21 protein-coding genes and 2 riboswitches are annotated in these 25,664 nt (G+C 45.4%); of the genes, 8 read left to right on the top strand and 13 right to left on the bottom strand.

Going from position 1 to position 25,664, the window contains the following annotated elements; translation table 11 throughout:
• Nucleotides 1-22 precede the first annotated feature (22 nt).
• The 6 genes from ACR64G_RS08185 to gcvT form a co-directional block, all read right to left on the bottom strand.
• On the bottom strand, nt 23-184 hold the full coding sequence (locus tag ACR64G_RS08185) for a transposase (protein WP_435980688.1): 162 nt from the start codon (nt 182-184) through the stop codon (nt 23-25).
• A 233-nt stretch (nt 185-417) separates the two neighbouring features.
• Entirely contained in the window at nt 418-1,197 is a 780-nt protein-coding gene (locus ACR64G_RS08180; protein WP_435978813.1) for a transglutaminase-like domain-containing protein, read from the bottom strand.
• A gap of 199 nt (nt 1,198-1,396) precedes the next feature.
• Nucleotides 1,397-4,300 carry an aminomethyl-transferring glycine dehydrogenase gene (gene gcvP, locus ACR64G_RS08175; protein WP_435978812.1) on the bottom strand — a complete coding sequence of 968 codons (2,904 nt, stop codon included), beginning with the start codon at nt 4,298-4,300 and terminating at the stop codon, nt 1,397-1,399.
• 75 nt (nt 4,301-4,375) lie between these two features.
• The gene (locus ACR64G_RS08170; RefSeq protein WP_435978811.1) at nt 4,376-5,137 is read right to left on the bottom strand and encodes a nitroreductase family protein; all 762 of its coding nucleotides are present in this window, start codon (nt 5,135-5,137) and stop codon (nt 4,376-4,378) included.
• Nucleotides 5,138-5,407: 270 nt separating this feature from the next.
• Nucleotides 5,408-5,788, bottom strand: a complete 381-nt coding sequence (gene gcvH, locus ACR64G_RS08165; protein ID WP_435978810.1) for a glycine cleavage system protein GcvH — start codon at nt 5,786-5,788, stop codon at nt 5,408-5,410.
• A 99-nt stretch (nt 5,789-5,887) separates the two neighbouring features.
• A complete protein-coding gene (gene gcvT, locus ACR64G_RS08160) occupies nt 5,888-7,060 on the bottom strand; it encodes a glycine cleavage system aminomethyltransferase GcvT (RefSeq protein ID WP_435978809.1) in 1,173 nt (390 codons plus the stop codon).
• Nucleotides 7,061-7,225: 165 nt separating this feature from the next.
• Nucleotides 7,226-7,413, bottom strand: a riboswitch (glycine riboswitch).
• 54 nt (nt 7,414-7,467) lie between these two features.
• A riboswitch (glycine riboswitch) is annotated at nt 7,468-7,582 on the bottom strand.
• Nucleotides 7,583-7,806: 224 nt separating this feature from the next.
• On the opposite strand from gcvT, the gene ACR64G_RS08155 reads away from it, so the two are divergent.
• The 4 genes from ACR64G_RS08155 (at nt 7,807) to ACR64G_RS08140 (ending at nt 11,313) form a co-directional block, all read left to right on the top strand.
• A complete protein-coding gene (locus ACR64G_RS08155) occupies nt 7,807-8,127 on the top strand; it encodes a YcgL domain-containing protein (RefSeq protein ID WP_435978808.1) in 321 nt (106 codons plus the stop codon).
• 128 nt (nt 8,128-8,255) lie between these two features.
• Nucleotides 8,256-8,975: a hypothetical protein gene (locus ACR64G_RS08150; protein ID WP_435978807.1), complete on the top strand. Its 720-nt coding sequence runs from the start codon at nt 8,256-8,258 to the stop codon at nt 8,973-8,975.
• Nucleotides 8,976-9,174: 199 nt separating this feature from the next.
• Nucleotides 9,175-10,056: an AAA family ATPase gene (locus tag ACR64G_RS08145; RefSeq protein ID WP_435978806.1), complete on the top strand. Its 882-nt coding sequence runs from the start codon at nt 9,175-9,177 to the stop codon at nt 10,054-10,056.
• Between the two features lie 21 nt (nt 10,057-10,077).
• Entirely contained in the window at nt 10,078-11,313 is a 1,236-nt protein-coding gene (locus tag ACR64G_RS08140) for a vWA domain-containing protein (RefSeq protein WP_435978805.1), read from the top strand.
• Nucleotides 11,314-11,665: 352 nt separating this feature from the next.
• On the opposite strand, the gene ACR64G_RS08135 is transcribed toward ACR64G_RS08140, so the two are convergent.
• The 3 genes from ACR64G_RS08135 to ACR64G_RS08125 all read right to left on the bottom strand — a co-directional run bounded on the left by ACR64G_RS08135 (nt 11,666) and on the right by ACR64G_RS08125 (nt 15,210).
• Nucleotides 11,666-12,469 carry a phosphodiester glycosidase family protein gene (locus ACR64G_RS08135; RefSeq protein ID WP_435978804.1) on the bottom strand — a complete coding sequence of 268 codons (804 nt, stop codon included), beginning with the start codon at nt 12,467-12,469 and terminating at the stop codon, nt 11,666-11,668.
• Between the two features lie 7 nt (nt 12,470-12,476).
• The gene (locus tag ACR64G_RS08130; RefSeq protein WP_435978803.1) at nt 12,477-14,231 is read right to left on the bottom strand and encodes an FMN-binding glutamate synthase family protein; all 1,755 of its coding nucleotides are present in this window, start codon (nt 14,229-14,231) and stop codon (nt 12,477-12,479) included.
• A 154-nt stretch (nt 14,232-14,385) separates the two neighbouring features.
• A complete protein-coding gene (locus tag ACR64G_RS08125; protein WP_435978802.1) occupies nt 14,386-15,210 on the bottom strand; it encodes an IclR family transcriptional regulator in 825 nt (274 codons plus the stop codon).
• A gap of 179 nt (nt 15,211-15,389) precedes the next feature.
• On the opposite strand from ACR64G_RS08125, the gene ACR64G_RS08120 reads away from it, so the two are divergent.
• The 3 genes from ACR64G_RS08120 (at nt 15,390) to ACR64G_RS08110 (ending at nt 19,692) form a co-directional block, all read left to right on the top strand.
• Entirely contained in the window at nt 15,390-16,592 is a 1,203-nt protein-coding gene (locus ACR64G_RS08120) for an acyl-CoA dehydrogenase (protein ID WP_435978801.1), read from the top strand.
• A gap of 144 nt (nt 16,593-16,736) precedes the next feature.
• Nucleotides 16,737-17,975 carry a CaiB/BaiF CoA transferase family protein gene (locus ACR64G_RS08115; RefSeq protein WP_435978800.1) on the top strand — a complete coding sequence of 413 codons (1,239 nt, stop codon included), beginning with the start codon at nt 16,737-16,739 and terminating at the stop codon, nt 17,973-17,975.
• A 223-nt stretch (nt 17,976-18,198) separates the two neighbouring features.
• Entirely contained in the window at nt 18,199-19,692 is a 1,494-nt protein-coding gene (locus tag ACR64G_RS08110; RefSeq protein ID WP_435978799.1) for an NAD-dependent succinate-semialdehyde dehydrogenase, read from the top strand.
• Between the two features lie 226 nt (nt 19,693-19,918).
• Here ACR64G_RS08110 and ACR64G_RS08105 read toward each other — a convergent pair whose 3' ends face one another.
• On the bottom strand, nt 19,919-21,292 hold the full coding sequence (locus tag ACR64G_RS08105) for an NAD-dependent succinate-semialdehyde dehydrogenase (RefSeq protein WP_435978798.1): 1,374 nt from the start codon (nt 21,290-21,292) through the stop codon (nt 19,919-19,921).
• 285 nt (nt 21,293-21,577) lie between these two features.
• Between ACR64G_RS08105 and ACR64G_RS08100 the strand changes: the two genes are divergently transcribed.
• The gene (locus ACR64G_RS08100) at nt 21,578-21,781 is read left to right on the top strand and encodes a cupin domain-containing protein (protein ID WP_435978797.1); all 204 of its coding nucleotides are present in this window, start codon (nt 21,578-21,580) and stop codon (nt 21,779-21,781) included.
• Here the strand turns inward: ACR64G_RS08100 and ACR64G_RS08095 are convergent.
• The 3 genes from ACR64G_RS08095 to ACR64G_RS08085 all read right to left on the bottom strand — a co-directional run bounded on the left by ACR64G_RS08095 (nt 21,778) and on the right by ACR64G_RS08085 (nt 25,487).
• On the bottom strand, nt 21,778-23,139 hold the full coding sequence (locus ACR64G_RS08095; RefSeq protein WP_435978796.1) for a glycosyltransferase: 1,362 nt from the start codon (nt 23,137-23,139) through the stop codon (nt 21,778-21,780). The two genes, ACR64G_RS08100 and ACR64G_RS08095, sit on opposite strands and share 4 nt — an antisense overlap.
• Before the next feature lie 168 nt (nt 23,140-23,307).
• A complete protein-coding gene (locus tag ACR64G_RS08090; protein WP_435978795.1) occupies nt 23,308-24,180 on the bottom strand; it encodes a TIGR03915 family putative DNA repair protein in 873 nt (290 codons plus the stop codon).
• 38 nt (nt 24,181-24,218) lie between these two features.
• Nucleotides 24,219-25,487 carry a putative DNA modification/repair radical SAM protein gene (locus ACR64G_RS08085; RefSeq protein ID WP_435978794.1) on the bottom strand — a complete coding sequence of 423 codons (1,269 nt, stop codon included), beginning with the start codon at nt 25,485-25,487 and terminating at the stop codon, nt 24,219-24,221.
• Nucleotides 25,488-25,664: the final 177 nt, after the last annotated feature.

Genomic DNA, 25,664 nt, shown 5'->3' with positions numbered 1-25,664 from the left:
TTATAGCGCTTTGTAGTTATTTCTAATAATAATCCTTATAACTTGATTCATAATGTGAGCTATTCTTAGCTAAGTGGGCTCTACCCTTAAACGTACCTGATTGTCCTTGCTTAGGGATCAGTCCTAAGAAGGCAGCTACCTGAGACGTTTTAGTAAAGTTTTTATTGTATATGAGGAAAAGCATCTGTCTTGAGACAATAACACCGACGCCGTTACTCATTTGTAGCAGATCTTGGTCTTGCTTATTATTGGACACGCAACTGGCATGCCTACTGTGTCTTTGATCCGTTGAACAAAAACCTTGATCTACGGAATGAACTTAGTAACTTGTTTAGCAGCGATGCGACCACCAAAACCACTACCGCCGCCTGTTACGACGGCGGTCATTGTCTTAAGCGCATGCCTAGGGTCAGAACCCTAAGCTTGTCTGGTCACAGATACTGATTGGTTGACGAGTTCCATAGATCCGAACCCAGCTAAGAACGCGACGCTGGACGCATCGGCTCCAACACCGATGCGGGCCATTGTGTCGGCCTCTGCCATACCGGTCGGATCAATGAGGTGCCAGCTCCCCTCGAGATAGACCTCGACCACGGCATGAAAGTCCTGTGGCGTTACATCCGGCGCATAAACGCTTACGAACCTAGCTGGTATTGAGGACGCGCGCGCTAGTGTCACAAGAACATGCGCAAAGTCGCGACATACGCCCTGACGTTGAACTAAGGTGTCAAGCGCAGTAGTTTGTGCGTGGCTCGACCCGGGCACATAGCTAAACGTCGACTCGATCCAATCGCGCATTGCGGCAATCCGTGCGCCGCCAGTAAAATCGCCAAACTCGGCATTGACGAAATCATGGAACTGGTCTGACGGGCAAAAGCGAGATGGCATCAAATACCTAATCGTCTCTCCGGGTAAAAAATGAAAAGGCGTTTGATTTAATTTCGATATGTCTAAGACAGGACGGTCAATGGCAATCTCTGCGGTATAAGTACAGCTAAAATCCCCTTCGGCGCGGATCCAGATCCGCTCTCCTATGCCATCATCGGCGGCGACTCGTGAAAAATGTGCAACGTCTGATGTCCAAATCTCTGTCGAACGCACCCGCTGATCCACAAGATCGGCGGCTTCGATCTGAAGTAAAAGATCCATCGGCGCAGGGAGCTTATAATGTAGTTTGACGTTAAGTTCGAGGATCATATTTAAATTCCTTAAGGGTATTAATCTGATTGGCGCGAGACAATATATTAGCCGTACAAGCCTATCGAGACCGAGATTTTTTGTAAATCTAGGTAGGCTAGATCTTTGACCTGACCTACTTGGATTTTGTTAAATTAGAGTTTTGTTCATTATGTCAAAAACTACGAATAGTTTTCGATGCTATTTACTATATTGAAAATTACAAGTAGTTTTCGATACTAGGGCATGAGCACATCAAGTTTTTGTCGCCATAGACGTCATCGACACGGGCGACACTTGGCCAAAACTTATTGGCACGCACATAAGGTAATGGGAAGGCTGCGATTTCACGACTATACGGATATGACCACTCACCATCGATAACCATCGCGGCAGTATGCGGCGCGTTCACCAGTGGATTGTTCTCTGAAGTCCAACCCTCATCGCCTGCTTTGACTTTCATTGCTTCCGCTTTGATAGATTTGAGTGCATCAATGAAGCGATCTAGCTCCTCTTTTGACTCAGACTCAGTCGGCTCGATCATGAGCGTACCAGATACTGGGAAACTCATCGTCGGTGAGTGAAAACCATAGTCCATCAAGCGCTTGGCAATATCGCTCTCAGTGATGCCCGTCTCTTCTTTTAGTGGGCGAATATCGATGATACATTCGTGCGCAACCCGGCCGTTTTTGCCAGTATATAGTACAGGGTAGTGACCTTTTAAGCTGTCAGCGACGTAGTTGGCATTGAGGAGCGCCAGCTTAGTGGCTTCAAGCAGACCGTCACGGCCCATCATCGCAATATACATCCATGAGATCGGTAAGATACTCGCAGAACCATATGGCGCAGCTGATACGGCTGAGCAGTCATTTGGTGCATTGTGTACAGGGCTGAGCACATGGTTGGCTTTAAATGGTGCCAAATGCGCTTGCATACCGATAGGGCCCATACCTGGACCACCGCCACCGTGCGGAATACAAAAGGTCTTATGCAAGTTCATGTGCAACACATCAGCACCAACGTCAGCAGGTTGCATGATACCGACCTGAGCGTTCATGTTGGCGCCGTCCATGTAGACTTGACCGCCATGCTTGTGAATCAGGCTACAGATGTCGCGGATGCCTTCTTCAAACACACCATGAGTCGATGGGTAAGTGATCATCAGTGCACCCAGATTTGTGCTGTGTTCTTCACATTTCGCTTTTAGGTCATCAATGTCAATGTTGCCATTATCGTCTGTTTTTACTACAACCACTTGCATACCCATCATAATAGCAGTCGCGGGGTTAGTCCCATGCGCTGACATCGGAATCAGGCAGATATCACGGTCCATCTCGCCTAGAGACTCATGATAGCGGCGAATAGCAAGCAGACCTGCGTATTCACCAGAGGCACCCGAGTTCGGCTGCATAGAGATGTCATCGAAGCCTGTAATGGCTTTGAGCTGCTCTTGTAAGCTGTCGATCATCTCGATATAACCGCCGACTTGATCACGCGGCGCAAAAGGATGCACGTTAGCAAATTCAGGCCAAGTAATCGGGAGCATCTCACTAGTAGCATTAAGCTTCATGGTACAGCTGCCAAGTGAGATCATACTGCGGTTCATCGCCAGATCTTTGTCCTCAAGCGACTTTAAATAACGCAGCATCTCATGCTCAGTGTGGTGCGAATTAAAGACGGGATGCGTCAGAATATCATCGGTACGCAGATGCGCGCCATCAAGAGATATCGTCGCATTTTGGGGTAAATCATGAGACTTACTGACGAACAGTTGCGTTAATGCGCCAAAGTCTTCAGCATCACTGGTTTCACTAAAGGCCACGCCAATATTGGTATCACCATGACGCCATAAGTTATAGCCGACGTTGTCCGCATTTTCAAAGATTTGCGTTGCCATTTTTTGGGAGCCGCAATCGACAACGACGGTATCAAAGAACTGCTCGTGTACAACATTCAATGTATTGTCGCTGTCGCTACCATTTCTAATAACATCAGCGAAAGCGGTGGCAAAGGCATGAATACGAGTGGCAATACGTTTGATACCCGTTGGACCATGATAGACGGCGTACATGCCAGCTAGGTTGGCAAGCAAAACTTGTGAGGTACAGATATTTGAGTTGGCTTTTTCGCGGCGGATATGCTGCTCGCGAGTTTGTAGTGCCATACGTAGAGCGGTATTACCTTGAGCGTCCTTTGAGACGCCAATGATACGACCAGGTGCCGAGCGTTTGGCTTTGTCAGAGAATGCAAAGTAAGCGGCGTGTGGACCACCAAAGCCCATTGGAATACCAAAGCGCTGCGTACTACCTAGCGCAATGTCTGCGCCCATATCCGCAGGAGACTTTAGCAGTACCAAACTCATAATGTCGCTGACGACTGAAGTATACGTTTTCTTTTCTTTGACTGCGCTGATGACGTCGGTCAAGTCTTTGACATCGCCTTGAGCACCGACGTATTGAAATATCGCACCAAAATAATCTCCAGACTTAGCAAGTTCAAAATCGCCAACGATCACGTCCCAACCAAAGTATTTGGCACGGGTACGAATGACATCCAAGGTCTGCGGATAGATACGCGCGTCAACGAAGAACTGCGTCGATTTGCTTTTGCTCATGCGCTTAGACATCGCCATTGCTTCGGCTGCCGCAGTCGCTTCATCCAACAACGAAGCACCGGCGAGCTCAAGACCCGTCAGGTCAATACAAACTTGTTGAAAATTAAGCAAAGCCTCTAAGCGACCTTGAGCGATCTCTGCTTGGTAAGGCGTATAAGCGGTATACCAGCCCGGGTTCTCAAGCACGTTACGTTGAATGACCGCGGGCATGCGCACAGGCGAGTAACCTTGCCCAATATAGCTTTTATTGACGGTAATGTTATCTGCCATCGCGCGCAATTTGGCGAGTGCTGCATGTTCACTCATCGCCACAGGTAGATCTAGCTCTTTGTTTAGACGTACTGGCGCAGGGACAGTATCGTCAACGAAAGTATCCAAATCGCTATAACCAATAGCACTAAGCAAATCAGCTTGTTTGGTACCATTAGAGCCTAGATGGCGATAGACAAATTCAGCTTCGTTAAATAAACCTTTAAAAGTATCGAATGTCGGTTGTTGAGAGATCGTCATGACAGTCCTTAATTAAGCTTGGGGCAAAGAGGGTGAAGAGGAGTATATAAAAGGGTGTACAAACAGGTCAGATCGCTATACGTAATGCACGAATTGCGCATCATCGAAACGAAACTGAGCGCTGTAAATACCATTGTCAGCGCGCTCACCTGCACCAATCATCATCACAACGTGATGGTCATCAGTAAGACCCAGTAGTCGTTTCATCGCAGGCTCATCGAATCCACCCATCGCGCAACTATCAAACCCATGTGCACGTAGTGCTAACATCAGGTTTTGAGCACCAAGTGCGGTATTGTTCGTCGCCCAGTTTTTGACATCATCAAAAGTATAGTAAGGCGATTTGATCGGTCCTTTGACTTGTCTGACGATTTGGGTCGCGCTCCATTTGGCAGCGGATATCACGTTGGCAGGACCACGCAAAAAGTCTAAGGCAACGACTTTGGTGTAGTAGTCTTTGACTTTCTTGGGTACAGGCTTATCAGGATACTCGTTCAGTATTTGCTTTGAATGATCTTGCCAGATATCGGTACGCGCGACGACAGCGATCAGGCGTGCTGAAGTTTTTGCTGCATTTTGGCCCATACAGTTCTTAATCGCTTTTTTGCGTTTCTTTTCGCTGTCGATGACATAAAATTCCCACGGCTGTAGATTGCTAGAATTTGGAGCTAGCATCGCAAGATGCAGACAATCTGCCATCACCTCATCAGAGATTGGCGTATCAGTAAAGCGGCGTACTGAGCGGCGTGACTCCACCACATTACGAAACGCTTGTAACTGAGGCGTGTGAGTAGGTGTAGCTAGGGTGTTTTTTGCGTTGTCGTTCTCAGTAGTCATATAAAGGTCCATACTGCGGCGATAAAGGAGTGACGGCTAGAGTTTGATAATTTAGCTATTAGATAGTTTAGCTACTAAACAAGGTCAAAGTTAGAAAATAGAAGATGCTGATAAATAACACTAATCTGAAATAATTTGAGTTTAAAGGATGCTAAGTTAAAATAAGAGTAGTAGATACAATACTCAAGTTTTCACAGATACTGATCGATATCAATATCTGTGTTTTTGACCGATAGTTTTAAGTTTCGTAAGTAAATAGCGTAAAACGACTTACAGCTCGTTTTCGTACTCATCAGCAGTCATCAATGCTTCATAGTCGTCCATATTGTCAGGCTTGATTCGAAAGAACCAACCATCACCATAGGGATCTGAGTTGATGATTTCTGGGTCATCTTCTAGCGCTTCATTGATAGCGACGATCTCACCCGATAATGGCGCGTACACATCAGAGGCCGCCTTGACTGATTCAACCACTGAGATCTCGTCATCAACGGTAATAGTATCGCCAACTTCTGGCAATTCTACAAACACCACATCTCCCAATAAATCTTGCGCGTGATCAGTGATGCCGACAGTAATCGTACCGTCGTCCTCTAAACGTAGCCACTCATGACTTGCGATGTACTTTAATTCTGCTGGAACGTTACTCATGGTCTCTCTCCTAGATAATAAAAAGATGGCTCAAATATTAGATTTTAAAGCGTATACAAACCAAAACCAAGCGGAAGATAAAATCTACCAGTCAGCTTTTTAATCAAATTGTTGTTTACCGTTACGGACAAAAGGTAGTTTGAGGACGCGGACATCAACGAGTTTGCCTTTACCGCGTAGATCTACTTGTACGGTGTCATCGTCAGTGACGCTGGCAGGGATGCGAGCGATAGCAATCGAGTGTTTGAGACTAGGAGAAAAAGTACCACTGGTGATAACGCCAGTTTGCGCATTATCCATGCCTTGATTGATTGTCACGCTCATGCCTTCTCGCAATACACCGCGCGTGGTGAGTAGCAACCCTACTTGTTTCATAGCGCTGTTGTCGTCTTTGGACTGCTTGCGTTTATTGACCATCGCGGTGCGACCAACAAAGTCGCGCTCGTCTTTTAGCGCTAATGTCCAGCCCATATTGCTCTCGTAAGGACTGATCGTTTCGTCCATATCGTGACCATATAGATTCATGCCTGCTTCCATGCGCAGAGTATCACGCGCACCAAGGCCAGCGGGTTTTATACCACTGCTCTTTAATAACTCAAAGAACGCGGGCGCATCCTCGCCATGCATAATGACTTCGACCCCATCCTCGCCTGTATATCCTGTGCGAGCCACGAACCAATCCGTGCCCTCGATATCGCTCAGATCAGCACCAACGAAGGGCTTGAGTCCTGCGAGTGTCTCGCTCCAGCTTGGCTTTGCCTGAGCCAATTTGGCGACTGCATTAGGACCTTGGACGGCGAGCATAGCCAACTCTGGGCGTTCGGTAATGGCGACATCAAAGCTATCGGCAACTTTATGAAACTGTGCGATGTCTTTATCGCGCGTGGCAGCGTTAGAGACGATACGGTATTCGCTTTCATCTTCTGTCATCAGATAGACGATCAAATCATCTATAACACCGCCATCCTCGTTGAGCATAGGCGAGTACAGGGCTTTGCCGACTGTTTTTAATTTGGCGACATCGTTTGCCAGTAGCTTTTGTAGCCAAGCTTTGCTGTCGCTTCCCTTAACATCGACAATTACCATATGCGATACATCGAACATACCTGCATCAGTGCGTACCGCATCGTGCTCTTCAATCTGTGAGCCGTAATGAATAGGCAGCTCCCAACCTGAAAAGTCCACCAGTTTGCCGTCGCTATCGACATGAGATTGATAAAGGGGGGTGCGCTCTGGCTCTTGAGTGCTCTGAGCATTGTAAGTGTCGGTCATAACAAATCCTTGTGTTGACGCCAGTCGTAAATAATTACGAAAAAATAGCGTTTAACAGTAATGGGAGGTTAGTTTACACGGCGCAAACTGAACTTTAAAGGTAGCACAAAAGGGCGGCACAATAAATAAAGCACAAACCAGACAAGCGCGTGCGCTCATTTAGCAAAAGCCCTATCTGTCCTGTGACCTGAGATTTTCAATACGCCAGCTATGTCCATTTGGCTGTGGATATAAAGCTAAACAACACCTATCTAAATAATACCTATAATGTAGGCAAACAGTAGCGTATTTTCTCCCCTTCGGTGGGTAAGGATAATAATGTATTATACTTACCACTCTCCAGATTTGTTATGCCTAAAGGGTTTGAAGATTACGCATCAAGCATAATTTAGTCAAAACAACGAGGCATGGGTTATTCAGTCCCTTGTACCTGAGCGATTGGCAGGGTAGATGCGCCTTCGGTGGTCTCAAATCGTCATTGCTAAAACGAACGTATTTGAAACTCTCTCCTGAATAACGCCTTTATTATGAAAGGTTCACTATCTTTTTACAAGTCAAAAGCGGCATTTGTAGAGATAAAAATTGTGATTGGTGCCCTTACCATATTTTGGCACAAGTACTAGGGTGATTTACCATACCCAAACGCAAAGCCGCTAATGATGCCCGCTTAAATTATGCTAATCTACAACGAACTAAATTTTGAACAGTCACTATTTAAACGCTCAATACTTTTATAGGTTAATTTTATGCATTGCGATATTTATAAATTTCCAAAACACAACGATATGTATGTCTATATCGCCCGTCCAGGTTTTCCTGATGATACTGATGAGCTAAAGGACTGGCTTGGTGTATTACCCAAAGACTTTCGGGCAACATTGGGGGTAAGCAAGTTCGTCATGCATCTAGATTTGGATAGTCAATCTAAGCTGGCTCGTGTGGACAAAGACGAGGTACTCGCCAAACTAGAATCTCAAGGCTATTATGTGCAAATGCCGCCGCAAGATATCATGCGGCGTCAAGCTGAAATGCGTGCCAAAGATGCGCAAGACAACAAGTACGACTAATACCTAAGCGGCGATATGCACTTGGCCATAAAGTCATGATAAACTAGCACTCTATTGCACGTATGTTTGAATGTTAGACATTATGTTTTGGCAGTGCTTGACTGATAACGCAGGTATATAAGACACGTATGGACTGGTTAAAAAACATTTTACAGCTGCTACCTCTAGATACTCTAAGCGATATCCTCGGCGAGATCGTTATATGGTGGAGTCAGGCAGTCAAAGGCGTACCCCCTGCTGATCTTCCGATGTATGCCTATATCGGTGGCACGGTTATCGTACTACTATTATGGTTACTTGTTGCCCGTATGCTACCGCGTCCCCTAGGCGGTATGAGTTGGATGATACTCTTTGCTGTATTGTTAGCACCAGGAACTGCTTTGAGTGATCCAGGTCAGCTGGCACCAGCGAGTATCGGCGTCGTCTATGCGCTCATGATTAAAGATACGGCTGCTGCGATTAGTAGTGCATTGCCTATATTGGTCGTTCTCGTTGTGGGTTTGTTCATCGGATTTGTGTGGCAACTTATTCGCGGCGCATTTGAGTCAAGTCTCGCCAAAGCGCGCGCACGCACGGCTGAGGATACTCAAGCGACGATGCAACTAACGACAGGTCAGCTAGCAATGGATAATTACTTAGCTAAAGACAATCAAAACCCCAGCAGCGTAGAGAATATCAATCTGCATAAGACTGAGGACAAAGTATCGCCTACGCCCGCTGTCGAAACCGAACCTAAAAAACCAAGAAAAGGGTTTTATAGTGAAGAGTCGGCCGCGCAAAGAGTCATAGACAAGGCCAAACGCGCCAAGGCCCCTGTTGAATTGGATAATCCTACGAATAAGAAATAGAACGTACTTAAGTAGTAGATAGTCGACCTAATATAAAGACACTTTTAAGTGTCTTTTTTTATGAGTGTATCTTTATTGAGACGCAATAAAAAACGCATGAGTGTTTTGGCATTATATGCGGCTGTGCTACTCTAAACCATTCCTTTTTTAAGCCCAGTAGCTTTTTTCTAAGCCTAATAGCCACGATAGAGATCTAATTATGAGTACTGATAATTCCGCTACAACAGACAGTCCAGCCAAAAGACGATTTACCGGAACCGATAGCTATATCGCAACCGACGACTTGCAACTGGCGGTCAATGCATCAATGACATTACAAAAACCGCTACTGATCAAAGGCGAGCCAGGTACGGGCAAAACCTTATTAGCAGAAGAAGTTGCCCAAAGCCTAGGTATGCCGCTCATCACATGGCATATTAAATCAACGACCAAAGCGGAGCAGGGATTATACGAGTATGACGCAGTATCTCGCTTACGTGATTCACAACTGGGCGATGATAAAGTTTATGATATTGGCAATTATATTAAGCCTGGCAAATTGTGGGAGGCGTTCACCAGTGAGGAGCGCTGCGTTTTATTGATCGATGAAGTCGATAAAGCTGATATCGAGTTTCCCAATGACTTATTGCATGAATTAGATAAAATGTCCTTTTACGTCTATGAGACAGGCGAGACCATTACTGCCACTCAGCGTCCGGTCATTATCATTACCTCCAATAATGAAAAAGAGCTGCCTGATGCATTTTTGCGTCGTTGTTTCTTTCATTATATTGACTTCCCCGAAGAGCAGACTATGCGTCAAATCATTGACGTACATTTTCCTGATATTCAAGAAAAACTGGTCAACGATGCGCTCGATATCTTTTACAAGCTACGTAACATTCAGGGTCTCAAAAAACCACCTTCAACGTCAGAGCTGGTAGATTGGCTAACCTTACTGCTCGCTGATGATATGGCACAAGAGGAGTTAGAGGAGAACTTACGCGGTGAGAAGTCTATTCCACCACTGTATGGCGCACTGCTCAAAAACGAAGCTGATGTCACGCTATTGCAGCGCTTTGCTAATATGATGCGTCGCTAAAACCCGTCAGATAGGTATTTTATGTTTATAAAATTATTTTATACTTTACGTACTTATGGCGTTCCTGTCAGTACGCGAGAGCTGCTAGATCTGAATGCAGCGCTTGATCAAGGCCTGATGATGCAGCATGCTTTATCCTCAGAGGATGAGGACGCAGAGCAGCCCGCATTTGCTAGTCGTGAGGATATGTATCGGCTTATCAGACTGTGCATGGTCAAAGACGAGCGTCATTTTGACAAATTTGATCGGGCGATGGCAGATTATTTCGAAGGCATTGATAGCCTTGATATCGATGAGCTGATGAACAAACTCATGGATGTGCCAGAGGAGTGGTTGGATCTTAAACTTGACCCAAAGAACCTCACCGAAGAGCAGAGGCAGCTACTAAAAAAGTATGGCTCGCTTGAGGAGCTAATGAAAGCGCTTGAGGAGCGTCTCAACGAGCAAAAAGAGCGTCATCAAGGCGGTAGTAAATGGGTCGGTACTGGCGGCACCTCCCCATTTGGCGCTTATGGGGATCATCCAGAAGGCGTGCGCGTTGGCGGGGAGTCGCGTAAGCGTAGCGCTGCTAAAGTATGGGAACAACGTAAGTATCGTAATCTTGATGATGATAATCTGCTTGGGACGCGTCAAATACAGATGGCACTACGTAATCTACGTCAGTTTGCGCGTACGGGTAGCGAAGATGAGCTCGACATTCGTGAGACCATCAAGCGTACTGCCAAAAAAGGTGTGCTCGATATTCATATGCAGGCTGAACGCCGTAACCGTGTCAAAGTGCTGATGCTATTCGATATTGGCGGTAGCATGGATATTCATGTCGATGCTTTAGAGAAGTTGTTTTCTGCGGCAAAAAATGAATTCAAAACCTTAGAATTTTTTTACTTTCACAACTGTTTGTACGACTATGTCTGGCAAGACAATAATCGCCGTCATAGCGTGCGTATGCCCACTTATGAGCTGCTTAATAAGTATGGACGCGAGTATCGGGTGATCTTCGTTGGGGATGCATCCATGTCGCCGTACGAGCTAATGACAGTCGGTGGTAGCGTTGAGTATATGAACAATGAGGCTGGGGTGGTGTGGCTCAAAAGAGTGCTCGATCATTTCGATAAAGTCGCTTGGCTCAATCCTGAGAACCCTGCCTACTGGCACTATACGCAAACCATTAATGAGATAAAAAAGGTATTTGACAACAAGATGTACCCAATGACCTTGCATGGCGTTGAAGATATGACTGGGTATTTGGCGCGCTAGCTATTTAGTCATTCAAAAAATCTGTCGAGACGTAGGTGTTATTGTAGTGCTTTAAACTAGGGTCTGTTGAACATTCAAATGTGGAACTGGCGGTGGCTATTTTTTAGACAATACGCAGTGAAATTTTTGACGCCTAGTCATTCTAGGTTAGACAATTTTGCCATGTATTGGCAAAAAATAGCCCTGCCCTGAAAGGCTGATGCTAAAATCACCCCAAACGTTGTTGTAAACCTAGCTAAGGTCTCGACATTATCGTCGGTTTACGCCTGATTTGATAAAAAGTTTGATGCGATTTTAGCGATCAGCAGTCCTAATATTTGAATGTTCAACAGACCCTAAAGGGTTTAAAGCACTATTTATTTTGAACCACCCCAACTATTACGCCCATCTCTTTTTTATCATGTTTATCGATATCTGGTGCATAAAGCGCGGAGGCGATGCCGCCATCTAAAAATAGCGCATTAGAACAGTTTAAATCGTCCTTGAATAATGAAGCAAAAGTATAAAAGTTCACAGGCTCATCACTGTTCACAAACTGTATACTGCCATTATCACAAACGCCTACACCGTTACGAAACTTCAGCGAAGTGCTATTTTCATTAAACGCTGGATGAATGTCACCATCGATGACGAGCATAGGCCCCGATTGCGTCGCGTACTGAACGCTTATCGCATCCCTATCGATAAGCGCTGCTAGAGCATTACTTTCAGTAATGTGTACCACACCTGTCTTATCCCACCACATAACGCCATTGGGTAGCAGATGGAAATTGCCACCGCCTTCATTTAAGTTAAGCGCGCGAATCTCTTGACCCTCTATAATCGTATAACCGATAGGCGCATACTCTTGATTATACATACCCGCGTTCATCGCAAAAGCCAAAGTTTGCTCGGAGGGTAGACTTGCGACAAGAGTATCAAAAGTCAAAAATGTCTGCTTATTATTGTCTTGCCAAAACAGTTGTAGATCATAGTCGTCACCAGCAAGTACCTGCATATCAATGTGGCATGCACTATAACTAAAAGGGCTGTCTTGGACTACGCATGACCAGTCCTTACTCGATAAATTTTTGTCGTCTGATGTTACAGGTTGGCAAGCACTAATGGTTATTGCCAAAAAAACCGTAATGTTTGCTGTAATAGAAGTAGAACGCATAGTTGACTTATTTTAGGTTCTCATTAATGTCTTCTGTAATGTCCTCAACCGACTCTATACCGTATTTGCGAGTCTTTTTACCTTTATCTCGTGAGTCTTTATTGTAAGCGATTAGAGCATCGTTATCGGGCAAAAAGGTATGAGCATCAGCCATTACCCACATCTGGTTAAACACGTCAGCACGTGCTGTCTGATCAAGGAGCGCGCCCTCATCTGTAAAGTAATAGAACTTAGATAATAGCTTAATTTGCCCATCATCTAAACGACGTGCGATATGATAGGGCTTTAATTGACTAGGATGCTCAAGTCCTACTGCGCCTACGATGCTAGCAAGAGACTTGAGGGTGTTCTTATGAAAGCTTGCCACACGCTCAGCTTTACTTGGCACATCAAGCGCCTTCTGGCGATAAGGGTCTTGGGTTGCCACGCCAGTTGGACAGGTATTGGTATGACAAGAGCGCGACTGAATACAGCCAACCGCGAACATAAAGCCCCGTGCTGAATTGCACCAATCTGCGCCTAGGGCTAGCAGGCGTGCAATATCAAAACCTGAGACAATTTTGCCGCTAACGCCAAGCTTGATCTTGTCACGGATACCTGCGCCGACTAAGGTGTTGTGTACGAGCAAAAACCCATCAATCAGCGGCATGCCAACATTATCCATAAACTCAACGGGCGCGGCTCCCGTACCACCTTCTGCGCCATCAACGACAATAAAATCAGGATAGTTGTCAGTTGCTATCATGGCTTTGACGATTGCCATGAACTGCCATGGTTGCCCGATACATAGTTTGAATCCGACGGGTTTACCGCCTGACAATTCACGCAGCTGCTGCCAAAACGCAACCAGCTCAAGCGGTGTACTAAAAGCACTATGCGAGGAAGGCGACACGCAGTCTTGACCCATAGGCACTTGCCGAGTATCTGCAATCTCTTGAGTAATTTTCTCGCTAGGCAACACGCCGCCCTTACCAGGTTTGGCGCCTTGTGAGAGTTTAATCTCAATCATTTTAACTTGCGGCTCGATTGCTTTTTCGGCGAAGGATGCGGCATCGAAGCTGCCATCGTTATGACGGCAACCAAAGTAGCCTGTACCCAGCTCCCAAATGAGATCGCCGCCGAACTTGCGATGATAAGGACTGATTGCGCCCTCGCCAGTGTCGTGGGTAAAGCCGCCCATCTTAGCGCCTTGATTGAGTGCCATGATCGCGTTGGCAGACAGACTACCAAAGCTCATCGCTGAGATATTAAACACCGACATATCATGTGACTGCTTGCAACGTGCTCCGCCAACGGTAATGCGAAAGTCATGGTTATCTAAAGGATGACTGATTGCCGATTGCAAAAACCACTCTTTGCCATGATGATACAGATCATCTAAAGTACCAAAGGCATTGGTATCGCTGACGTTTTTAGCGCGTTGATAGACGAGTGCGCGCTGCTGACGCGAAAACGGTACTTGTTCCTTGTCATCTTCTAATAAATACTGGCGAATTTCAGGACGAAAGTCCTCAAGCACATAGCGGATGTGACCTGCGATAGGGTAGTTGTTCAATATCGCATGCTTGGATTGAATAAGATCGTAGACCCCGACAGCGACTAATGCACCACCAATGAGAATGAGCCACCAATTGGTCAGTAGTAAGCCTGCCAAAAACAGCAAGGCGGCTGCAGCTAAGGTACTATAGCGTAGCAGTAAGCCTGAAAGGTAGGTGGAGTCCGTTTTGGGTTCAGCATTTAGGTTAGTACGAGATTGGGGCATGACAAGGCTCAGCTATAACTATGAAAACGCGGCAGTGAATAGATAAGCAGGACGTAATCTATCACTACAACTATCGTATATATCTTATGATTATAATAGCATGACTGAATAAAAATTAAGTCATGCTACTGTTCGGGTTTTTGATGGCGTATCTTTAGCTGGCGCCAATCCGCTCAGCCAGCTCTTGCAACTTAGGCACAATCATCTCGGCATATTTATCAGCTTCCCAGTTCGCTCTTGGTACGCTAGCATTTAATGAATAACCGTAATGCCCCGTTGTGATGTCGAATACTCCAACCGCTACGGCTAAGATATCGGGAGAAAATTCACCGTCTGATAGAGTATAGCCATTTGTCTCATAGAATCTGGTCGCATCTGTGAGCATGTTTTGTACTTGCTTATATTCTTCTAGAGATAACTGTTCTTGTAGGCCGGTCTTGATAGCGTTTTGACGATTAGGTGTGCTTGTCGCATAAAAAGCACGCCCGATAGCGGTTTTCTCAATGGGCACAGCTGAGCCAACTTGTAGATTGACTGATAGGCGCGCAGGGCTACGATGACAAGCCAAATAACGCATCTCACCCTCAACCTCTATCGCTAGATTGACCGATACTTCATGGTCAATGGCGAACTGGCGCAACAAAGGTTCAGCGATCGCCACCATATCATGCCGACTCCATGCCGATGCACTCAGGCGTACCGCACTGCTCCCGAGCTGATATTGACCGTGCGGCGTCGTACGCAAAAACCCAAGCGTGGTCAAAGTATAAATAAGGCGGGTAACCGTTGCCTTGGGTAGTCCGCTCATCTGAGACAACTGCTGATGGCTGAGTGCTTCGTCATTTTCAAAAGCCGCTAACACAGCCAAACCGCGACCCAAAGCGGTAACAAATTGTCGATCTTTATTAGTCTTACTTTGTTCTAGCAGATCCGTAGTACGAGCTAATACAGAAGCATTGGTTGGTAGTTTTTTTATCATTTTATTCTCAAATTTTCAATTAAAAGTTTACAATCCGATCGATATCTGCTTAAATAGTTTTAAATTATGAAACTTAGTTTCGCACAGTGAAACAATAACGTCAAGCATACTACTTTGAGTAGCTAATGTAGTTAGTAACATTTGGCGATTCAACCAAACCGCACGTCAAGGAGCACGACATGGCACCTATTACTACTACCCGCACTAACGCTAGCCCAAGCTTTGATTGGGAGGATCCTTTTTTACTTCGTGATCAGTTGACTGATGAAGAGCGCATGGTTACCGACAGCGCGCACCAGTTTTTTCAAAAAGAGCTTATGCCGGGTATCGTACAGGCCAATCGTCATGAGAACTTTGATCGCAATATTATGCGTCAAATGGGTGAGATGGGTCTACTTGGTGTGACGATCGAAGGCTATGGCTGTGCTGGATTGTCAAGCGTGGCTTATGGGCTATTGGCTAAAGAGATCGAAGCGGTAGATTCAGGTTATCGTTCGGCGATGAGTGTCCAGTCAAGCCTTGTGATGCATCCTATTCATGAATACGGTACAGAAGAACAAAGAGAGAAATATTTGCCAAAGCTGGCTACAGGTGAATATGTGGGCTGCTTTGGTCTGACAGAGCCTGATTCAGGTTCAGATCCTGCCTCTATGTCGACCCGTGCACGCGCGGTTGATGGCGGTTATGAGTTAACAGGCAGCAAAATGTGGATTACCAATAGCCCTATCGCTGATGTGTTCGTTGTTTGGGCAAAGGATGACGAAGACAAAATCCGTGGTTTTATCTTAGATAAAGGTATGAAAGGGCTATCAGCACCGAAAATTGAAGGCAAATTCTCACTGCGTGCCTCTGTCACAGGTGAGATTGTTATGGACAAAGTGTTTGTTCCAGAAGCCAACGCCTTTCCAGATATTCGCGGTTTGGGTGGTCCATTTGGCTGCTTGAACAAAGCACGTTACGGTATTGCATGGGGTTCTATGGGCGCGGCTGAATTTTGCTGGAAAGCGGCGCGTCAGTACACGCTAGATCGTAAACAGTTCGGTCGTCCACTAGCAGCAACTCAGCTGGTACAGTTGAAACTTGCTAATATGCAAACAGAGATTACCCTTGGCTTACAAGCGGCTCTACGCGTAGGTCGCCTGATGGATGAGCATAACGCCGCCCCTGAGATGATATCGCTCATCAAGCGTAACAACTGCGGCAAAGCGCTTGACATTGCGCGCGTTGCCCGTGACATGCATGGTGGTAACGGTATCTCTGATGAGTACCATATCATCCGTCATGTGATGAACTTGGAGGCGGTTAATACTTATGAGGGCACGCATGACATCCACGCGCTAATCTTGGGTCGCGCGCAGACGGGTATTCAAGCTTTTTTCTGATCGATCACAAAGCACCTTTAGTGTAAATGACGCACGTGACTGTTTGGCTAATCAATGCTCAACAGTTGCGGGCGTTTTTAGTTTTGGCGTTGGATAATCATTTAAATACAGTTCGGTAAAACATTTAGAGATAAAGAGAATATTATGGACGAGACAACCATTCAAAACGATAACAACGACGTGTCAACTAACGATAAACAAGGCGCGTTACAAGGTATTAAAGTTCTTGATTTATCGAGAGTATTGGCAGGACCCTCTTGTACGCAAGTGCTTGCGGATCTGGGCTGTGAGGTGATCAAAATTGAACGTTCCGATAGTGGCGATGAGACTCGCCATTGGGCGCCGCCTGCCTTTAGCGATGGCACTTCTGCCTATTATGCGACGATTAACCGCAATAAAAAATCACTCACCGTTGATATCACAACCATAGCAGGTCAAAAGATTATCAAACAGCTCATTACCCAAAGCGATATTGTGGTAGAGAACTTTAAAGTTGGTGGTCTCAAAAAGTACGGTCTAGATTACGACAGCCTCAAACAGCAGCATCCGCGCCTCATCTATGCTTCATTGACAGGGTTTGGACAGACAGGTCCCGATGCCAAACGCCCCGGGTACGACTATATTATTCAAGGTCAATCAGGGCTTATGAGTATCACAGGGCCTGGCGATGGCGAACCGCATAAAGTCGGCGTGGCAGTCGTTGATTTATTTGCAGGTTTACAACTAACGATAGGCATTCAAGCCGCGCTAATAGCACGTCAGCATACGGGGCGCGGACAGCACGTCGACGTGGCACTATTGGACAGCGCCCTTGCCATGCTCGCAAACGTCGGCATGAATCATTTAGCATCAGGCGAAGTACCACCAAGGCTTGGCAATCAACATCCCAATATCGTTCCTTATCAAGTGTTCGCAGGCGCAGGCGATCAGCATTTTATCTTAGCGTGTGGTAATGATAGCCAATTCGCTAAACTCTGTGGCGTATTAGAGATGGACTGGCATCAAGACACACGCTTTACGACTAATCCTGCTCGCGTAAAAAACCGTAAACTATTATGTGACAAGCTTGTCATCAAGTTCGCTGATAAACCGCGTGATTATTGGTTGAAGGCTCTAAATAAAGCAGGTATACCGTGTGGCTCTATTCACAACGTTGCTGAGGCTTTAGCAATGCCACAAGCTGAGGCACGCGGCATGATTGTCGATTTTTCCAAGCAAGGTAGCCCAGTACGAGTGCTGGGCAATCCGATTAAATTATCCGAGTCACCCGTTAGTTATCGCACGCCGCCGCCACGTTTGAGCGAGCATACTGATAGTACGCTGAGCGATTTAGGTTATGATGAAGATATGATAGCGAAGCTTCGCGCAGATGGGATTGTTTAGCTATTTTATTCCAATTGATATCAGGGTAATAAAGCACTCAAAAATTCCGTTACGTCAATGAGTGTACCCTGTAAAAACATACCTCCAAAGTACTCTAGGCTCCGTCCATTACTTTACTGATGAGCAACAAACCCTAAGCGCTGCTCAATTTGCTCAGCGAGCTGAATCAGTACGGCGCTACCCTTATGATACTTATATTTATATAGCAACAGGAAGCATTACTATGTCAAACATGCAAAACACATCAGAGCAGTCACAACATTTATTAAATTTATCAAACCCAGACCTACTCAAACAGCAGTGCTTAATAAAAGACGGCTGGCATGCAGCGAGCAATACTGAGACGATTGAGGTGAGTAACCCTTTTACACAAAATATCATCGGTCACGTCCCAAGTCTGACTAGCGAAGACGTCAATGCAGCGGTCGACTATGCTCACGAAGCGCAAAGAGAGTGGGCCGCCAAAACACCACAAGAGCGTTGTGATATATTACAAAAATGGGCGGATCTTATCGATGCTAATAAGGAAGATCTTGCGATATTAATGACCGCTGAACAAGGCAAACCGCTGACTGAGTCTCGCGGCGAGATCAGTTATGCCAATAGCTTTATCCGCTGGTTTGGCGAGGAAGGCAAGCGCGTCTATGGCGACGTCATTCCAGCGACCAAGTCTCAATTACGCTATGTGGTACTCAAACAACCCATCGGCGTCTGCGCTGCGATCACGCCCTGGAACTTTCCTGCCGCGATGATCACCCGTAAAGCGGCCCCCGCACTAGCAGCAGGTTGCACGATGATCATTAAACCTGCGACAGAGACGCCATTTTCGGCGTTAGCGCTTGGCGTACTAGCAGAGCAAGCAGGTATTCCTGCAGGTGTCATCCAAGTGGTCACTGGTAAATCATCAGTCATCGGTGATATCTTGACGGGTGATGCTCGTATTCGTAAGCTCTCATTCACAGGATCAACAGAGGTCGGTCGTACTTTGATGGCTCAGTGCGCGCCTACGATCAAAAAGCTATCCTTAGAGCTTGGTGGCAATGCGCCATTCATCGTCTTTGATGATGCGGACCTAGAAAAAGCCGCTGACGGCCTTATCGCCTCTAAATTCCGTAATGCCGGTCAGACTTGTGTTTGTGCCAACCGCGTCTATGTTCAAGACAGCGTAAAAGACAAATTCTTAGACATCTTTGTCAAAAAAGTCGCTAAGCTAAGCGTTGGTGATGGTATGCAAGAAGGTGTCGACATCGGACCGATGATCAATCAAAAAGCCTTGGACAAAGTACAAGCACTACTCAAAGATGCTCTAGATAAAGGCGCGACGCTCATCGCAGGCGGTAGCACCAATGAGGCCTCAGCGCTCAGTTATAACCCAACAATCGTGACTGACTTAAATACCGATATGGATATCGCTCGAGAGGAGATCTTTGGTCCCATCGCGACTATCTTTACCTTTACAGATGAGAGCGAAGCCATACGTTTGGCTAATGACACCATTTATGGATTAGCCGCCTATTTTTATTGTAGCGACTATGCTCGTGCATGGCGGGTAACAGAAGGTCTGGAGTACGGTATCGTCGGTCATAACACAGGTCTTATCTCAACAGAAGTTGCGCCCTTTGGCGGCGTCAAACAATCAGGGTTTGGCCGTGAAGGCTCAAAATACGGAATAGATGAGTATGTTGTGACCAAATACTGGTGCTCTGATGTCAGTTAGTTTGATACAAGCTCGACTGCTAAAAGTAGTCATGGACAAAGCGTTTGAGGGGCTAAAAGTAGTCAATCAGCACTGGTTAATACAGAACCCTACTAAAAGGTAGGTCTTAATTTTCAAACCTAAAAAAGCCTAACACTATGTTAGGCTTTTTCTTTGTCTAAAAATTTAGCTATCTAAGAATCCTTTTCCAAAAAACTAGAAATTAAGCTTTTAAAGGTTTTATAGATTAAGACTTATTACGAATGAGCTTGTAGTTTAAAAATTCAGTGATGCCTAATGTACCCAGCTCACGACCAAACCCTGAGCGCTTAACACCGCCAAATGGCGTATTAGCCTCAGAACCAGAGGGAGTATTGATATAGACCATACCTACCTCAAGCTGATCAGCGATATCAGCCGCAAGATCGGCATCTTGAGTTTGAATAGAAGCGCCTAAACCAAAGGGCACGTCATTAGCAATCTCGATAGCATGAGCGATATCGCGCGCTTTATAGATGACAGCAACAGGACCAAACAATTCTTCGCTATATACAGGCATAGAGCTATCGACGTCAGCGAGTACCGCAGGGGCAAACCATGCGCCAGCCTTGTCTTCGTTCATACCCCCTTCAACGAGCACCGTAGCACCACTCTCAATTGCGCCATCTAACTGCTTTTGTAGGTTTTCAGCAGCGCTCTGCGAGGACATTGGACCAATAAAAGTGTCTTGTTGTAGCGGGTCTGCCGCTGATATACCACGTACAGTATCAGTAAAACCTTTTACAAATGGCTCATAAACGTCTTCTACAACAATAAGACGTTTGGCTGCATTACAAGCCTGACCTGTATTACCAAAGCGACCGACAATAGCGTTCTGTATCGCTTGAGCAAGATCGGCGTCTGCCGCCACGATAAAGGCATCAGAACCGCCAAGCTCTAGAACGACCTTTTTAAGTGCGCCGCCCGCTATTTTGGCAACCGCTTGTCCTGCGCGCTCAGACCCTGTCAATGAGACGCCTTGCACTCGCTTGTCTTCAATAATAGTGGCGGCTTGGTCATTTGTGGCAAAGATATTGTTATAAACGCCTTCAGGGATACCTGCGTCTTTTAGGATATCGACAATAACTTCAGCAGTTTGAGGACACTGCGGAGCATGCTTTAGAATGATAGTATTACCCGCCATAAAGTTCGGCGCGACAAAACGAGCTACTTGATAGTGTGGAAAATTCCACGGCATAATACCAAGAAGTGCGCCTACTGGTAGCTTCACTACAGAAGCTGACCCTTGATCAACATCGATTTTGTTAGGAGCAAGCAACGTTTCAGCATTATCGGCATAATAGCGATAGATCTGAGCAACTAGGCCAAGCTCGCCTTTACCTTGGGCAATAGGCTTACCCATTTCTGTTGCTATGATTTTGGCAAGCTCATCTTGACGCTCGTCATAGATATCAGCGATCTTATGTAGCATAGCGCTACGCTCGCTCAGACTTACTTTACGCCAGTCTTGGTAAGCGTCATCTGCTTGCTGAATAGCATGCTGGATATCTTGTTCGGTAGCAGTGGGGTAAGTAGATTCCACTTCGCCTGTGGCAGGATTGGTTACTTGATAATCGCTCATAAATAGTCCTTGGGTTCAAAATCCGTTTTTGATTATACTTAATGGTTATAATGGTTGATCACTGCATCAATATTAGAGCCTGCTTTCATTGAAATAAGATGATGACATGCTGTATAAAGTGCTCAAAGAGTTTAGCACTTTATATAGGCAAGCGCTGTAGAGTTATTGTCTGAGCATGGGCGGCGGCTCAGTAAGACTAGTAGTAGAGCGTCACTCAAACCAATTTATAATCACAGCACGACTAGAAATCTAGATTTCATGATTGAAACCTATTAATTTAAAAACTTGACGAGAGAGAAGTCTAGCTATGAAGGGAAGGAGGACGGCACGGTTATTGAAGGTAAAACTCTGATTCGTGCTGACGATATTACTTATCTTTTAAATCAAGGTAGTAGCTATATGATTGACACGAGTCGCCCGCATACCTTTATTAATTCTAGTGACACAACCGCGCACGTTATCAGTGCGCATACACCAACTATTTATTAACGATCATTGCTAGTATCACTAACCTTTTTATTATGAGGAGTACTACTTTTATCTTTAGAGGATCTTTTACTTATATCTTGAGTGCTTGGGTGAGTATCCTTCTTTTTCAATAGCTCAACTTTAGTGTTGCTCACTCTTTTATGGGAGGACTCAACCATAGGGTTATTGGCAGATTTTAGATGCTTTTTAACTCTTTTGGCAGCAGAGACATCAAATAGTAACTGCTCTTCTAATAACGCATGATCATGTAGTTCACGATAAACATCTAAAGTTTCACTGATCATCTCTCGCATCGTAAATTCGCTGGTCATCTCAGGTCGGGTCACGCTTTCAAGCTGATGCCTGACCGTTTTACAAAGTGCTTGAGCATTGTATTTTTTGACCAAACCCTCAGGATACAAAGGCTGCAAAATTTCACTAAAAGCGGCCTGATCCCAGCCGACGACTGGCGTACCTAGGTGAATGGCTTGTAAGGCATTAATACCGATAGATTCAGGCTGATTGGCCAATGCCATCACAATGTTGGCCGCTGACAACCATTCACGCATATCATTGCGCTTACGCCCGACATAGGTAATGCGATCAGCCAAACCGAGCGCATGGGTACGTTGACGAAAGTCCTCATGAGCCACATCGCCATCTTTGTAGTCATCATCCATAATAATAGCGTGAATCAGCGGAAACTCTTCTTGTAGATTTCCTAAAATATCAATCAGCCATTCTTGACCGTATTCATTACCGACGATTGTTGGAAATACCAGCCACTTTTTGTGCTCAAGCTCAGGGTATTCTGCAAAGGTATGGCGTAGCCAATACACTGAAGGATTATGCCGATAAGGATAACGGCGCGTATCGATACCGCGGTAGATGCGCTTGATATCTTTGGGGTCGACCTCTTCACGTCGCAGACCCTTTTTTAGATAGTTTGTGACACTATCAGATACTGTGATGATAGTATCGACATCGAGCAGCGCTTGTGAGTACTTATTAATCGGATAAAAGCCATACATCGTAGAGACAAGCTTTGGCAGGCGTTTGACTTTGACTCGTTTGAGCGCCAGATGCAAAATCCAAGCGGGCGTTCTTGAGTGAATATGGATGACGTCAGGGTTATGTTTTTCGATCAAGTGCCGCAGCGTATTGACTTGTAATAAAGACAACCAAGACTTTTTGTTCATATGAAGCTGATGATAGATATTGCCATCACGCTCAAGTCGTTTGACCAAATCATTATCTTTGTTAGCACTCGCTACGATGATTGAGGTATGACCGTTTTTGACAAGCGCGCGCCCAAGATGAAAGATACCACGTTCGGATTCATCATGTTTTAGGGACGATAATAGGCGCATAATTATCATAATAAAAAGAGACAATCCTAAATCAAAGTAAGCTGATATTGTCAGTCATAAACGCAAAAAACTCAACCTTATAACGAGATTGAGTTCTATAAACATAATAAGCACTTATCTTACCAAAACTTCTTAATAAAATGTTTAGTCGCCAGTTTCATACTAGCGCACCTTTTTCTATCTTTTCTTTTGAAGGTAATCAGCATTGGGCAAAATTTGTTTTTCACTCAAATACTTCCAGTAACGCTGCGGCATGTGCTGTTTATGAAGACGATTATTTTTGCGCTCTTTGATGTTGACATTAGTGAAATAGCCCTGCCAAAAACGCTGGTAACGCTGCTCATCAGGACTATGGATACTGGTAGGATTGCTTAGTACCGCATCATCGAGATCGGTAATGGTTTGCAAGTCAGCAGGACGTGACGGTGTACTCAGAGTCTTGTCGTAGTAGATGCCATAGCCGCGTGCTAAGTCATAGATTGCCCAATGTTGATCTTGATAACGCTGACGAAAATGCTCACCGATAATAGGCAGTACATTAAAATCAGGCTCTACGCGCGCAAAATAAATGTCATCAGTCGTATGCTCAAAACGTACAAAAGCTTCCATACGATGCTTTTCGCGGTGTACGGATTTGACCGTTTGTGCCAATTCCAAAACGTCTAAATGACCTAAGTCCTCTAGGATACGGCGCTTAGGATAATCGATAGCATATTTGACGATGTGGAATAAAGTAGTACCGATATCATCCTTTTCAGATAAAAAACCCCAAAGGATCTGGCGCATACCTGAAGGGCCGAGCAAGGCATTAAGCTTTTTTAGGACGCGCTGTGCTTGCTCATCATCAGTATTCACGCTCGTGGCAGTACTTATCAAAGAAGGGACGTAGCTGTCCTCAGCGACAAGTTGTAGCGATTCATTATATTGCAATTTACGATCATAAACCTGATAAACCGCTGTCAACCATCCTTCAAAGCTTGGCTCATAGAGCAAGACACTTGGCATCACCTGACCAATAGCAAAGCTATCTTTTGAAAGAAGTTGCGACATAGGTTATCCTGTAGCTAAGTGATAGTTTAATCCAATACTCAGAACAAAGCCAACTGACCGCTACGCTGATCTTTGTATTTCGTTTGTGTTTGTGCCAGTACATACTGGCGAAAGTTGTCGCGAGTTAAATGTGATAAGTGCTCGTTCTTACCCGTTGTCGCAATAAAATACTTGGCACGATTGACCGCTGCGCCCATCTTTTTGAGATGCTCTAGAGTCAACTGATTAAACTTGCGCGCTTTGACGATCTTTCTAGCTGTTCTGGTACCGATACCTGGAATACGAACGATCATCTCATAACTTGCAGTTTGAATATTGACAGGAAAGTGCTCGCGATGACGTATCGCCCAAGCTAATTTTGGATCACAGTCTAGATCCAAAAACGGTGATTCTGGTTCCACGATTTCGTGCGCGCCAAACCCATAAAAACGCATTAACCAATCTGCTTGATATAGACGGTTCTCACGTACCATAGGCACAGGCGTGCCAATAGCTGGCAGGCGGCTATCCGATAGCATCGGCACGTAGCCTGAGTAGTAAACGCGCTTGAGATCGTACTCTTTATAAAAGTGGCTTGAAAGCTGAATCACTTGTAAGTCCGTCTCATTACTCGCACCCACAATCATTTGACTGGTTTGACCCGCTGGCACAAATTTCGGTGCTTTCTTATGCTTTTTTTTGCTCTCTTTAATCGTGATGATTTCAGTCTTTACCGTTTCCATCGGCGCTTTTAATTCGTCATGTGACTTCTCAGGTGCGAGCAGTGCTAGACCTGACTTAGTCGGAATTTCGATATTGACGCTCAGACGATCAGCGTATAGACCTGCTTCTAATAGCAACTCTTTTGATGCCCCCGGAATGGTCTTTAGATGGATATATCCATTGAAGCGCTCGCGAGTACGCAATATCTTGGCAACTTCAACCAAACGCTCCATTGTATAGTCACCGCTCTTAAAGATACCTGAGCTCAAAAATAGCCCTTCGATATAATTACGGCGATAAAACTGCATGGTCAAGTCGACGACTTCCTCGACACTAAAAGCGGCGCGCGGGGTATCGTTGCTTTTACGAGAAGTACAATAGGCACAATCATAAATACAGTGATTGGTGAGTAGGATTTTGAGGAGGCTGACGCAGCGACCGTCTTCGGTATAGCTGTGACAGATACCCGTGGCGGAGGCATCACCCAGACCGCCGCCTTGATTTTTGCGCGTGCCCGCTGAGGAGGAGCAGGACACATCATACTTAGCGGCGTCCGCTAGGATGTTGAGCTTACCCTGAAGTCTGTCGTAATTGATGGTTGCCATAAGCAGTATTTACCAATTAGTTAATAGACTGCTATTTTAACAAAAAACCAGGTAAGTCTTTGTATTTATTATAGAATTAAGGCTACTATGCGACAACGGTTGTCGCATAGTAGCACACAAAAAAGCCTCGATTAATCAAGGCTTTTTGAAATGAATGTGTAATCGCTTACTGTATAT

The sequence above is a fragment of the Psychrobacter sp. DM4 genome, assembly GCF_051307035.1.
Lineage (GTDB): Bacteria > Pseudomonadota > Gammaproteobacteria > Pseudomonadales > Moraxellaceae > Psychrobacter.
Note: the sequence above shows the minus strand (reverse complement) of the source record. Positions and strands in the feature narration are given on the sequence as shown.